Origin of the sequence: Alteraurantiacibacter aestuarii (genome assembly GCF_039523595.1) — a bacterium.
GTDB lineage: Bacteria > Pseudomonadota > Alphaproteobacteria > Sphingomonadales > Sphingomonadaceae > Alteraurantiacibacter > Alteraurantiacibacter aestuarii.
Window position 1 is genome coordinate 203,936 of the sequence record NZ_BAAAFP010000003.1, and the last position, 13,062, is coordinate 216,997.

Genomic DNA, 13,062 nt, shown 5'->3' on the forward strand with positions numbered 1-13,062 from the left:
CCTGCCTTCTGCCGAAATTATGGTTAAGATTGTTCCGCACAACGAATCCGCCGGTCATACCGGTGGGCATGGATCGCAGGATTAACCCAAGGCAAGAGGACCGCCCCCTGAAGTGACGGCTCCCGTAAGATTTCCCCGGTTCTTCGTGACCAGCCCTGCGCCATGCCCCTATTTGCCGGGCAAGACGGAGCGCAAGGTCTTTACCGAGCTGAAGGGACCACATTCGGAGCAGTTGAATGATGCGCTGAGCCGGATCGGTTTTCGCCGCAGCCAGACGGTGGCCTATCGCCCGTCCTGCGTGGATTGCCGTGCCTGCATATCGGTGCGCGTGGTTGCCCATGACTTCCGTCCGTCCGCCACCCAGCGCAAGAACCTGCGCCGCAATGATGACCTGATGTCCTCGGAATGCCGCCCCTGGGCCACGGCGGAACAGTTCGAATTGCTGCAGAAATACCTCGCCAGCCGCCATCCGGGCGGCGGCATGGCCGCCATGGACGAGGTGGATTATGCCGATATGGTGGAACACACTTCGGTTTCCAGCTTTGTCATAGAATACAGGGAAGCTGGTGAGGACGGCAGGCCGGGTCGGCTGGTTGCTGCATGCCTTACCGATCGTCAGGCAGATGGCCTGTCGATGATCTACAGTTTCTATGATCCTGATTGTGAGGCACGAAGCGGGCTTGGTAATTTCGTCATTCTTGACCACATCCGCCGCTCTGCGGAGGCTGGCCTTCCCTATGTCTATCTCGGATATTGGGTCGATGGCTCGCCACGCATGCAATATAAGGTCCGCTATCGCCCGCTTGAAAAGCTCGGTCCCGATGGCTGGAGCCGGTTTGGCGATGAGGAGCAGGCCGGACTTATTTCTGCCGTCACTGCCCCCAGCCGGCAGGATGCCCAGCCAGTGGACGGCGGCTGCAAGGATGGGACGCCTGGCGGGCACCATCAATACAAGCTGGCCTGATCCTTCTCAGAGCAATGGCATGAACCGCAGTGCGCTGGCGCTGGTGAGCGGTCTTGCGCTGGCCATGCAATCCGTCGCCGTTCCGCTGGCGGCGCAGGACACATCCGCGCCGCCCAGCCTTGAAGACCTGATCCCCGATGCGGCGGTGGCCGATCCCGAAGCATGGGCGCAGCAGGGCGACAATCCGGCCATTCCCGTGCCCGAGGAAGTGCCGAGCCTGCTCGATGCGGATTCGCCGATGGAGGATATGCCCGCGCTCACGATTGAGCGGCCTCAGGACATGGACCTGCCCGAACTGGTCCCGCTGGAGAGCGTCGAGCAAATCGATTTCGCCACCTTCGAGGATGTGATCGGCCAGCCCGTTGCGGGCAGTGAGGAGCGCCTGTCACGCGAACTGGTGCTGGTGTTCCCGTCCGACACCTCGCTGTTCCCTGAACGCGACGAATTCCTCGACCGGTTCAAGTCGCTGTCCGCGGTGCAGGAACTCGATTCGGGTGAGAACATCGGGCGGCTGGCCGCGCAGGCCCGATCGGACGAGCAGTTGCTGCTGCGCATGCTGCGCACCTATGGCTATTTCGATGGCCAGGTGATCCGCAGCGTGGATGTGCAGAATATGGGCGATCCCGAAGCCGATCACCGGCCCGTCGCGCGTTTCGATGTGCGGCCCGGCAGGCGGTTTGCCGTCGGTGCGGTCGATCTGGGCGATCTTGCCACCACCGGGGCCGATTATGACGCCCTGCGCGCGGCCTATGAAGTGTTCTCCGGTGATCCTCTCTCGCTCGATGCGATAGATACCGAGCGCTATGATCTGGACACGGCGCTGGGCGAAAGCGGCTATCCCTTTGCGGCCATCGATGCGCCGGAATTGCTGGTGGATCATGATCGGCGCGAGGGCGATGTCACGATGCCTGTGCGTCCCGGCGGAAAATATGTGATCGGGCAGGTGACCAGCAATCTGCCGCAATTCCTCTCGGGCAGGCATTTGCAGGATATTGCCCGCTTTGATACCGGCGACATTTACCAGCGCAGTGACGAACTGGACCTGCGCCGCGCGATTCTGGCCACTGGTCTGGCCGGATCGGTAGTCATAACTCCGGTGGAGACGCTTGCGCCCACCCCGGACCAGCCGGGCACGGTGGATATGGCAGTCGACCTGGTGCCAGCGCCCCTGCGCTCGGTCGCCGGATCGGTGGGCTATGGCACGGAAGAGGGGCTGCGCGTCGCGGCAAGCTGGGAACACCGCAACCTGTTCCCACCCGAAGGCATGCTGCGCGTGCGCGGCATTGCCGGTACGCAGGAACAGCTGGCGGGTGTCACTTTCCGCAAGAACAATTTCCCCGGGCGCGACCGGATTCTGACCGTGGACGCCTTTGCCAGCACGCTGGACTATGATGCCTATGATGCGCGCACCATCTCGCTGATCGGCACGTATGAACGGGTCAGCACCTTGTTGTTCCAGAAGCCTTTCAGCTGGTCTGGGGCGGTGGAACTGGTCGCCACGCAGGAGCGGGAAGTTGATGCGGCGGGCAATTTCGGTGCGCGGGAGACCTATCTGATTGCTGCACTGCCGGCTTCGGCACAGATCGATACCAGCGATGACCTGCTCAATCCCACCAGCGGCTATCGGCTGGGCGCGCGCCTGTCGCCGGAAATGTCCGATCACAATGGCGCGCAGAGTTTCTATCTGCGCAGCCAGGCCGATGCCTCGGCATACCGGCAGATGTCCGAAAATGTCGTGCTGGCAGGGCGCGTTCGGCTGGCCAGTATTCCGGGCGCATCGGTGGACGATATCGCGCCTTCGCGGCGCATCTATGCCGGTGGCGGCGGATCGGTGCGCGGTTACGGCTATCGCCAGATCGGGCCGCTCAACGGGCTGGGCGATCCCACGGGCGGACGCTCGCTGGTGGAATTTTCGCTTGAGGCACGCATCCGCACCGGCCTGATGGACGGCGCCGTGGGCGTGGTGCCCTTCATCGATGCGGGCAGCGTGGGGCAGGACCCGATCCCCGGCTTCGATGCCATCAAGTTCGGTGCCGGTGTCGGTCTTCGTTACCATTCCAGCTTCGGTCCGATCCGCATCGATATTGCCGCTCCGCTCAACCCCGGTCCCAATGATGCGCCGGTGGCCGTTTACGTGGCGCTGGGTCAGGCGTTTTGATGGCGGAGGCAACCGCAACCCGGGATGAGGCAGAAGTCCGCAAGCCATTGTGGCGGGCGATGCTGCGCTGGGCGGGCCGTGGCCTGCTGGCCCTGCTGGTGCTGTTGCTGGGGTTGATAGTCTTCTTGCACACGCCGCCCGGGCGCCAGCTGATCATCGACCAGATCGCCAAATTCGCGCCTGCCTCCGGCCTGTCGGTCGAAGTGGGATCGATAGAAGGATCGGTGCTGTGGAGCGCCACCTTCAACGATGTGCAGCTGCGCGATGCCAATGACGTGCTGTTCCTTGAAGTGCCCGAGGTCGACCTCAACTGGCGGCCCTATCGCTGGTTCACCAGTGGGCTGGATATCCGCCATCTGGTGATCAGCGATGGCACGCTTTACGCCGCGCCGGAGCTGATTCCGGGCGATCCCGATGCGCCCCTGCTGCCCGATTTCGATATCCGCGTGGATCATTTCGTGATCGACAACCTGACCGTGGCCGAGGGGCTGCTGGGCGAAGAGCGAGTGATCGGCTTCAACGCCGCGATTGACCTGCGCGATGGCCGCGTATTCGCCGATGCGGGCGGAGAGTTCGGCGGCGGCGATCAGTTCACCTTGCGGGTCGAATCAGAGCCCGACAACAACATCTTTGACCTTGATCTCAACTGGCAGGCCCCGGCAGGCGGTTTCCTTGCCACCATGGTCGGTGCCGAGGATGACCTCAGCATAGACCTGCACGGCGATGGCAGCTGGTCATCATGGGAAGGCCTGTTGCTGGCCCGGCAGGCTGGCGCAGATCTGGTCAATTTCGATATCTACAATGAGGCCGGGCAATATCGGCTCGTCGGCAATGTCCACCCCGGTGCCTATGTTGAAGGGCAGCTGGCCCGCGCCTTGGGCGAGGACGTGGCCTTCACCGCATCGGGCACGTTGCAGGACAGCACGCTGCAAGGCGGGTTTGCCGTGCGCGGCAAGGCGCTGGACCTGGATGGCAATGGCGCCATCGACCTGGCCGAAAACCGCTTCATCAATCTGGCGCTGGAAGCGGTCCTGCTCGATCCGGCATTCTTCGGCGAGGGTGTCGCGCTGGAGGATGCATCGCTGCGCGCCCGGCTTGACGGGCCGTTCCGCGAACTGGCCATCCCTCATGAACTTTCCGTCGGTAGGATTGCAGCGGGCGATATCGTATTCAGCGATGTGGTCCAGCGCGGCATAGTGAGCTTTGACGGGCCGCGTATTGCCATTCCGCTGGATATGCAGGTTGGCCGCGTGGTCAGCGGCAATGCCATGGTCGATCCACGCCTGTTCAGCGGCAAGCTGGACGGAACGCTGGTCTATCAGGACAACCGGCTCACCTCGAACGACCTCGATATCGTGTTCCGCGGCCTGACCGCGCAGCTGGGCCTTGCGGGTGATCTTGCCAGCGGGCGCTTCCAGCTGACCGGCCCGGTCAATGCGCGCGGGCTGGAATTTGACGGCATCGGCAGCGTCGATGCGGTGGCGCGGATCATCTTTGCCATTGGCGGCGATGCGCCGTGGAGCCTGGCCGCGCAATTGCAGGGCGGGCTGGGCCGGGTGGACAACCCCACCATCGCCAATATCGCCGGTGACAATATCCGCTTCAACGGCGGCGTTTCACTGGGTGAGGGGCGGCCCATTTCGTTCAACGCCATGAAGGTGAGCGGCAGCAAGCTGGAACTGGCAGTCGATGGCAGTGTGGCGGGGGATACCACCACGCTGGCAGGCGGCGGCACCCATGCCGATTACGGTCCCTTCACGATTGATGCGGTGCTGGCAGGCGATGGTCCGCGCGCGCAACTGGTGCTGGCCAGTCCGCTGCCCGCAGCCGGGCTGAAGGACGTGCATGTTGCGCTGGCTCCATCTGACGATGGCTTTGCGGTGGAAACTTCGGGCGCGTCCCTGCTCGGCCCGTTTGATGGCACCATCGGCATCGCGCTGGCGGACAATGGCGATGTGTCGATTGCGATCACCCGCCTCGATATCGCGGAGAGCCGGGTGACCGGCAATCTGGCGCTGGTTGAAGACGGCGTGGCGGGCACATTGAACATGTCGCGCGGCGGGGTGAATGGCGTTGTCCGGCTCGCTCCCCAGGCAGGCGGGCAGGGCTTCGACATCGATCTGGAGGCGCGCAACGCCCGCTTCGGCGGGGAGACACCGCTCACGCTGGCGCGCATGTCGCTGGTAGCCCGCGGGCTTTACGGCGACAATGGCCTGGCGGTTGACGGCACGATGAGCGCCACCGGCGTTGGCTATGGAAATCTGTTTATCGGACGAATGGGCGCGACTGCCGATTTTGCCGACGGGACGGGCAATTTCGATGCCGCAATTACCGGTGCCCGCGGCACGCGCTTCGATTTGCAGCTGACCGGTGCCATGTCGCCTGATCGCATCACGCTGGCCGCTACCGGATCGCATGCCGGGCGTGCCATCGCCATGCCGCGCCGCGCGGTGCTGGACCGCACAGCCGATGGCGGATGGCAATTGCAGCGCACCCAGCTGGGCTATGGCGATGGCTTTGCTATCCTGAGCGGGCGCTTTGGCGGCGATCAGCCCGTGCAGGGCCGCTTGAGCCTGTCTGACCTGCCGCTGTCGCTGGTGGATGTGCTGGCTGGCGATATTGGCCTTGGCGGCACGGTATCGGGCGTGATTGATATCGGCTCCAGCGAAGGAGGATTGCCCACGGGGCAGGCGCGGCTGATGGTGGAAGGGCTGACCCGCTCGGGCCTGCTGCTCACCTCGCGCCCGATGAACCTGGCCACGGTCATCAGCCTTTCGCCCGGCATCCTGCAGGCGCGCGCCGTGCTGGATGATGATGGCGGCACGCATGGCACGCTTGCCGCGCGCATTTCCGGCCTGTCACCCACCGGCTCGCTGATACCGCGCCTCTATGCCGGAGACCTGTTTGCGCAGCTGCGGTATGACGGGCCGTCTGCTGCGCTGTGGAGGCTGGCGGCGATAGACCTGCTGGACGTGACCGGAGAGATCCAGCTGGCCGCCAATGTGCGCGGCACTCTGGGCAATCCGCAGGTCCGCGGATCGCTGAACGGCGATAATCTGCGTGTGCAGAGCCTGCTGACGGGGACGGATATCACCCAGGTTGCAGCCAGTGGCAGGTTCGATGGCTCGCGCCTGCAATTGACCAGCTTTGTCGGCAATGCGCCGGGTGGCGGGCGCGTCAGCGGCAGCGGCTTTGTGGACCTGGCGGGCATGAACCGCGATCGCGGGCCGCAGATCGATATCCGCATCGCCGCGCGCAATGCCCGTATCCTGGACCTGCCGGGCACCAGTGCAACCGTGACCGGCCCCCTGCGCATCGTTTCCAGCGGAGTGGGCGGGACCATTGCCGGCAGGCTGACGGTGAATGAAGCCGAATGGCAGTTGGGCACCACCGAAGCCGCGGTGGAACTGCCCGACATCGCTATCAGGGAAATCAACCAGCCCGCCGATCTGGCGCCGGTAACGCGGCAGGGGCGACCGTGGCGCTATCTGATCGATGCCACCGCCAATCGCGGGATCAAGGTCGATGGCATGGGGCTGGAGAGTGAATGGCGCGGAGACCTGTTGCTGCGCGGGACGACATCCGATCCGCGCATCGGCGGTGAGGCGCGCATCGTGCCGCGGCAGGGCTTCTATTCCTTTGCCGGCGTGCGTTTCGAGATCACTCGTGGGCGTATCGATTTTGATGAAACCGTGCCGCCCGATCCGCGTCTGGACCTGCTGGCGGAAACCGATGTCAACGGCATTGATGTCTCGGTGACGGTGCAGGGCAGCGCCAGCCGACCGGAAATCTCCTTCAATTCCGTTCCCGCCCTGCCTGAAGAAGAATTGCTTGCGCGCCTGCTGTTCGGCGGGTCGATCACCGATCTTTCGGCAACCGACGCGGTGCAGCTGGGGGCGGCGCTTGCCAGCCTGCGCGGCGGTGGCGGGATCGATCCGATCAACCAGCTGCGCACCGCCATCGGGCTGGACCGCCTGCGCATCGTCCCGTCCGATCCCGCGCTCGATCGCGGCACATCGGTGGCGCTGGGCAAGAACATCACCCGCCGCGCCTATGTGGAGATTATCACCGACGGGCAGGGCTATAACGCGACCGAGCTGGAATTCCGCATCACCAGCTGGCTGTCGCTTCTGGGTTCGATCAGCACGGTCGGTCGCGGCGGTGTTTCGGCGGAATTCAGCCGCGATTACTAGCGCGGCCCCAATGCCCGTTCAGCCGCGCCGGTAGAGCGCGCTCTCGGCTTCGCGCCGCCGCACCAGACCTTTCATCACCCGGCCGCCGGCATAGCACCAGCGGTCGAACTCGCGCGCGGCCCCGGCATGGTCGCCTGCCACGTGCTTGCGCGTCAGCGTGGCCTTGCCAATCGCGCCGGTGTTGTAGTGAAAGCTGACCAGCGCATCGAATTGCAGTTGCGTGGTGGGCGCATCGCCGATGGCAAAGGCAACTTCGGCGCCGTAACGCGCCAGGTCCGCGTCCAGCCGCGCATCGCATTCTGCCCGCGTCCACACGGTGCCGGGGCCAATGCCGGGACCGGTTGCGCCCCAGCCGATGGTCCACGGATCGCCGCCTGTACCGGGATCGGGATAGGCCTCTATCAGGCCGTCAGCGCGCCTTCTTGCGCAGCCTTCGAACTGCCTGATCAGCTCGGTTCCTGCCGGGCCGATGCGGCGCGGGGCCAAGTCCTCGCACGGGGCCTCATCGGCCAGCGCAGGATCAGCTGTCTGATCGTGCGCGCGGCCATCCGTGCGGCCTGTCTGGCGCACCTCCTGATGGCGCAGCTCGCGCCCGAGCATCCGCCGCAGAGTATCGAAAACGGGTTTGCGCAGCATGTCTGTCACCTCGCCGGTTGGATTCGCGGGGCAGGGGCTAGGCCGGACCGGGCGCTGTAGGAAAGCGCAAAAAAGAGGCGCCCGGTTTCCCGGACGCCTCCCCTGTTAATCGTGTGATCGCCGCGTGCATCACACGCAACGATGGCACATAAGCTTGTCTTACGAGCTGTAGTACATGTCGTATTCGACCGGGCTTGGCGTCTGCTCGAAGCGATAGACGTCTTCCCACTTCAGCTCCATGTAAGCGTCGATCTGGTCCTTGGTGAACACGCCGCCCTGCAACAGGAATTCGTGATCGGCTTCCAGTGCATTCAGTGCTTCGCGCAGGGAACCGCAAACCGTGGGAACCTCTGCCAGCTCTTCCGGCGGAAGATCGTACAGGTTCTTGTCCATGGCTTCGCCCGGATGGATCTTGTTCTGGATACCATCGATGCCGGCCATCAGCAGAGCTGCGCAAGACAGGTACGGGTTGGCGAGCGGATCGGGGAAGCGGAACTCAACGCGCTTGGCCTTTTCACCCGCGCCGTAAGGAATACGGCACGAAGCAGAGCGGTTGCGGGCCGAATAGGCCAGCAGCACAGGTGCTTCAAAGCCCGGGACCAGACGCTTGTAGCTGTTGGTCGTCGGGTTGGTGAAAGCATTACAGGCCTTGGCGTGCTTGATCACGCCGCCGATGTAATACAGGCAGTTGTCGGACAGGCCGGCATAGCCGTTGCCGGCGAAGGTGTTCTTCTTGCCATCCCAGATCGACATATGCGTGTGCATGCCCGAACCGTTGTCCTGACGGATCGGCTTGGGCATGAAGGTGGCCGTCTTGCCATAGGCATTGGCGACGTTCTGCACGACATACTTGTAGATCTGGATGCGGTCGGCGGTGGTGGTCAGCGTGCCGAAAGTGATGCCCAGCTCGTGCTGTGCGGCGGCCACTTCGTGGTGATGCTTGTCCATGGGCAGGCCCATTTCCATCATCGTGGCGACCATTTCGGCGCGGATGTCGGTGCACGGATCGACCGGAGCCACGGGGAAATAGCCACCCTTGGCGCGCGGACGGTGACCCAGGTTGCCGCCTTCATATTCCTTGCCGGTGTTGGTCGGCAGTTCGATATCGTCGATCACGAAGCCCGAACCGGCATAGCCGTCTTCAAAGCGAACATCGTCGAACATGAAGAATTCAGGTTCCGGACCGACATAGACGGTATCGCCAAGGCCGGTGGTCTTGAGGAAGTCTTCGGCACGCTTGGCGGTGGAACGCGGATCACGCGCATACAGCTCACCGGTGGAAGGCTCCACAATGTCGCAGAAGATGATCATCATCGGCGTGGCACTGAAGGGATCGATATAGACCGCTTCCAGGTCAGGCTTCAGGATCATGTCGGATTCGTTGATGACCTTCCAGCCTTCGATCGACGAACCATCGAACATCAGGCCTTCTTCCAGCGCGTCTTCGTCAATGGCGGAGGCGCACATGGTCAGGTGCTGCCACTTGCCCTTGGGATCGGTGAAGCGGACATCGACCCACTCGATCTCCTCGTCCTTGATCCGTTTTACGATATCGGATGCACTCGACATGTTTTTTCCTTCCTTGATCGTATGATCTTATTGTGTCGGTTGGCGTTGTGGCCGGAGAGTTCCGGCACGAAATTCAATGGGCATGCAGCAGCCTGCCCAATCCCCCTCTGTCCGCCTCAGATGGCAGACTCGTCCTGCTCACCGGTGCGGATGCGCAGGACAGAGGTGATATCGGAAACGAATATCTTGCCATCACCGATCCTGCCGGTCTTGGCTGCGCCGGCCACGGCTTCCACCACGGCATCGGCCATGCTGTCGGGCACGACCACTTCCAGCTTCACCTTGGGCAGGAAATCGACGACATATTCTGCGCCGCGATAGAGTTCCGTATGGCCCTTCTGGCGGCCAAAGCCCTTGGCTTCGGTTACGGTGATCCCGGATACGCCCACTTCGTGCAGCGCCTCCTTCACCTCGTCCAGCTTGAAGGGCTTGATGATGGCTTCGATCTTTTTCACGTCATACCTGTTCTACATTACCCGGCGGCCTGACCGGATATTCAATGCCCGGGGGCGAATCCTGAAATAGCGTTTCAAGAATCATGCCAAGGACGATGTGAAGGGGTAGACAATCATGTGCAGATGCGAAAGGGCGGATTCGCAAGATTAAGATCATTCCTGCAATGCGGCCTGAAACAATAATGCTTCATGCCTATCCAAAAGTTGCACAATATTCAGGCAATGACGTGCTTAAATTTTGAGCACGGATATCGTCAGAGGCGCAATCCTGCGGTCTCCGGACAGCCGGACATCAGGTTGAGCGATTGCACGGCAGCGCCGCTTGCTCCCTTGCCCAGATTATCCAGCACCGCGATCAGACGCGCCTGATTGCCCGCCGCATCGCTGAACACGTACAGCGTCATCGCATCGCTGGGTTGATCCGACGCGCGCAGCAGCAATTCTTCCGGTGTGTCCTGCGAAACCCGCACCACCTGGCTATCGGCATAATAGGCGGTCAGCTTCTCGCGCATCTCGTCAGGCCGGGCAGCGGCGCGCATCGCTTCCAGTGGCAATGGCACTTCCACCACCATGCCGCGATGGGCCGGGATGACCGCCGGCGAAAAGACCGGCGGATGGGCCAGGCCCACTCTCTGCTGCATTTCGGGAATATGCTTGTGACCAAGCGCCAGGCCATATCCGCGCCAGGCGATGTCACGATCATCCTCGAAACGGCCAATCAGGGCCTTGCCACCGCCCGAATATCCCGAGACGGCATTGACCGAATAAGCCCATTCGCGGGGCAGCATCCGGTCCCTGATCAGCGGTGTCATCAGGGCGATGAAACCGGTTGAATAACAGCCCGGATTGCTGATCCTGTCGGCACCTGCGACCACTGGCCGACCGACCACTTCGGGAAAACCGTAGATCCATCCGCTGGCGGTGCGATGGGCGCTGGAGGCATCGATGACGCGCACCTTGCTGGCGGGATCGATCAGCGCCACAGCTTCGCGCGCGGCATCATCGGGCAGGCACAGGATCGCAAAATCGCTCTCGTTCAGCGCTTCCCGGCGGGCATCGGCATCCTTGCGCCGCTGCTCATCAAGCACGACCATTTCAAATTCGCCGCGCGCGGCCAGCCGGTCGCCGATTTCCAGCCCGGTGGTGCCTGCTGCGCCGTCAATGAATACCGTGAGCGCCATCAGCCAATCGGCTCCAGCCGTTCAATCCGGACATAGCCCACCGGCCCTTCCAGCGAGAGGCAGCCCCAGGCCCAGCCGCCGGTAATATCCAGCAGTTCAAAGGAATCGCCTTCCATCAGCGTGCACAGCTCCTCCGAATCGTCCTTGGGACGGATATGCAGAGGAGCGCCGCCGGGCAAAATTGCGCGCGGTTGCGGCACGGCGTAATGCGGCACGAAATAACGTCCGGCCAGACCGATATGCGCCAGGTCACCGCGCAGCGGCACGCGGCGCAGGTCAGGCTCCGCCACCGGGCCGGACAGGATATAGGGACCCTGCGCATCCTTGTGCGTGGGTGTGGCTTCAATCGAAGCATCGCCGGCCTGTTTCAGCTGCGGGGAGTTACCATCGGGATTCATCCGCAGGCGATTAGACGCGCATTGCCGGATCGGCAAGTTTACCGCTTGTCGCCTTGTCAGCCATATCTGGCCTTCAGCGCGTGGAAGGCCGCCCGCAGGCCCAGTGCCGCACCGCCCTTGGGCCGCCCCGGCTTGGCCGCCGGGCGCCAGGCGAAGGTATCAAAATGCGCCCATTCAATGCCTTCACCCACGAACTTGTCGAGGAAGCTGGCCGCCACGCTGGCCCCGGCATAGCCGTTGGAATGGGTGTTGTTGGTATCGGCAATGTCGGATTGTAGCCATTCCGCATAAGCAGAATGGATCGGCAGGCGCCAGGGTGCATCATCATGTGCACGGCCTGCCGCGATCAGCTCGTCCGCCGTCTGGTCCTGCCGGGTGAACAGGGCGGGGAGGTCTGGTCCCACGGCAACGCGCGCCGCGCCCGTGAGCGTGGCAAAATCGATGATCAGCGCCGGATCGCTCTCGCTGGCATAGGTCAGCGCATCGCCCAGGATCAGCCGTCCCTCGGCGTCGGTATTGCCAATTTCGACCGTCAGGCCCTTGCGGCTGGTGAGCACGTCGCCGGGCCTGAAGGCATTGCCGGCAATGGCGTTCTCCACCGTCGGCACCAGGCATTGCAGGCGCAGTTTCAGGCCCGCCTGCATGATCAGCCCAGCCAGCGCCAGCGCGTGGGCAGCGCCGCCCATGTCCTTCTTCATCAGCAGCATTCCGGCAGCAGACTTGATGTCGAGACCGCCCGTATCGAAGCTGACGCCCTTGCCGATTATGGCCACGCGCGGATGTGCATCGTCACCCCAGTTCAGCTCCACCAGACGCGGCGCATGCTCACGCGCTGCGGCGCGGCCCACGGCGTGGACCATGGGGAAACCCGTTGCCAGGGCATCGCCGCGCACCACGTCAATCCTTGCGCCATGCGCCTTGGCCAGTTTCTCTGCCTCGGCCTCGATCGCGGCTGGACCCATGTCCTCTGCCGGTGTGTTGACCATGTCCTGCACCAGGGCGGCGGCCTGCGCTTCGGCAGTGACCGCGTCGATCCGGCCGACTTCACTGGTCAGCAGGATGCGCGGCCCTTCGGCATTTTCGTCCTTCTTGTAGCGGTCGAACACATATTGCGCGGTCTGCCAGCCGAACAGGGCAGGGCCAGGTTCGCCATCGGCGCGGCGATATGTCCCGGCGGGCAGGCGTTCGGCCAGCTTGGCCAGGCACCAGCTGGACAGGTCTTCGGTATTGGCGACGCCGCTCACGACGAACCAGCCCGGTCCATCCTTGGTCCCGCCGGGCACGATGGCCATTTCATATCCGCCGCCGGTAAATCTCTGCGCAGTCAGCGCCGCGCGCTGCGGTCCGCTGAGTTTGCGGGCGAAGGCTTCGAAGCCGTCTTTGGTGACAAGATGGATGGCGATGGCGTCCTGCCCGCGATCCGGCTGGATTAGATCGGTTTTTATGCTCATAATCGTCTATCTGCCCGCACGGTGCGGATTTGAAAAGGCAATCGAGATTTATGCTAA

The 13,062-nt window shown here is 63.2% G+C and carries 9 protein-coding genes; 3 read left to right on the forward strand and 6 right to left on the reverse strand.

What is annotated here, in order from left to right; genetic code table 11:
• Positions 1 to 112: 112 nt before the first annotated feature.
• The 3 genes from ABDZ98_RS14315 to ABDZ98_RS14325 all read left to right on the forward strand — a co-directional run bounded on the left by ABDZ98_RS14315 (position 113) and on the right by ABDZ98_RS14325 (position 7,315).
• Complete coding sequence (locus ABDZ98_RS14315) at positions 113 to 964, forward strand: arginyltransferase (protein ID WP_160591513.1); 852 nt, start codon at positions 113 to 115, stop codon at positions 962 to 964.
• Between the two features lie 1,303 nt (positions 965 to 2,267).
• The gene (locus ABDZ98_RS14995) at positions 2,268 to 3,122 is read left to right on the forward strand and encodes an autotransporter assembly complex protein TamA (RefSeq protein ID WP_419866769.1); all 855 of its coding nucleotides are present in this window, start codon (positions 2,268 to 2,270) and stop codon (positions 3,120 to 3,122) included.
• Entirely contained in the window at positions 3,122 to 7,315 is a 4,194-nt protein-coding gene (locus tag ABDZ98_RS14325) for a translocation/assembly module TamB domain-containing protein (protein WP_160591517.1), read from the forward strand. Before ABDZ98_RS14995 ends, ABDZ98_RS14325 begins: the two co-directional genes overlap by 1 nt.
• 18 nt (positions 7,316 to 7,333) lie before the next feature.
• On the opposite strand, the gene ABDZ98_RS14330 is transcribed toward ABDZ98_RS14325, so the two are convergent.
• The 6 genes from ABDZ98_RS14330 to ABDZ98_RS14355 form a co-directional block, all read right to left on the reverse strand.
• The gene (locus ABDZ98_RS14330) at positions 7,334 to 7,951 is read right to left on the reverse strand and encodes a lysozyme (RefSeq protein ID WP_160591519.1); all 618 of its coding nucleotides are present in this window, start codon (positions 7,949 to 7,951) and stop codon (positions 7,334 to 7,336) included.
• 159 nt (positions 7,952 to 8,110) lie between these two features.
• Positions 8,111 to 9,520 carry a type I glutamate--ammonia ligase gene (gene glnA, locus ABDZ98_RS14335; protein ID WP_160591521.1) on the reverse strand — a complete coding sequence of 470 codons (1,410 nt, stop codon included), beginning with the start codon at positions 9,518 to 9,520 and terminating at the stop codon, positions 8,111 to 8,113.
• Between the two features lie 116 nt (positions 9,521 to 9,636).
• Positions 9,637 to 9,975 carry a P-II family nitrogen regulator gene (locus ABDZ98_RS14340; RefSeq protein WP_160591523.1) on the reverse strand — a complete coding sequence of 113 codons (339 nt, stop codon included), beginning with the start codon at positions 9,973 to 9,975 and terminating at the stop codon, positions 9,637 to 9,639.
• A gap of 254 nt (positions 9,976 to 10,229) precedes the next feature.
• Positions 10,230 to 11,156: an N-acetyl-gamma-glutamyl-phosphate reductase gene (gene argC, locus ABDZ98_RS14345; RefSeq protein ID WP_160591525.1), complete on the reverse strand. Its 927-nt coding sequence runs from the start codon at positions 11,154 to 11,156 to the stop codon at positions 10,230 to 10,232.
• Complete coding sequence (locus ABDZ98_RS14350; protein WP_237437489.1) at positions 11,156 to 11,554, reverse strand: hypothetical protein; 399 nt, start codon at positions 11,552 to 11,554, stop codon at positions 11,156 to 11,158. Before ABDZ98_RS14350 ends, argC begins: the two co-directional genes overlap by 1 nt.
• A 56-nt stretch (positions 11,555 to 11,610) precedes the next feature.
• Positions 11,611 to 13,005, reverse strand: a complete 1,395-nt coding sequence (locus ABDZ98_RS14355; protein WP_160591527.1) for a leucyl aminopeptidase family protein — start codon at positions 13,003 to 13,005, stop codon at positions 11,611 to 11,613.
• Positions 13,006 to 13,062: the final 57 nt, after the last annotated feature.

Coding starts and splice junctions, on each gene's coding strand:
- argC (WP_160591525.1), bottom strand. CDS start 11,156: ATGGCGCTCACGGTATTCATTGACGGCGCAGCAGGCACCACCGGGCTG.
- ABDZ98_RS14330 (WP_160591519.1), bottom strand. CDS start 7,951: ATGCTGCGCAAACCCGTTTTCGATACTCTGCGGCGGATGCTCGGGCGC.
- ABDZ98_RS14355 (WP_160591527.1), bottom strand. CDS start 13,005: ATGAGCATAAAAACCGATCTAATCCAGCCGGATCGCGGGCAGGACGCC.
- ABDZ98_RS14350 (WP_237437489.1), bottom strand. CDS start 11,554: ATGAATCCCGATGGTAACTCCCCGCAGCTGAAACAGGCCGGCGATGCT.
- ABDZ98_RS14325 (WP_160591517.1), top strand. CDS start 3,122: ATGGCGGAGGCAACCGCAACCCGGGATGAGGCAGAAGTCCGCAAGCCA.
- glnA (WP_160591521.1), bottom strand. CDS start 9,520: ATGTCGAGTGCATCCGATATCGTAAAACGGATCAAGGACGAGGAGATC.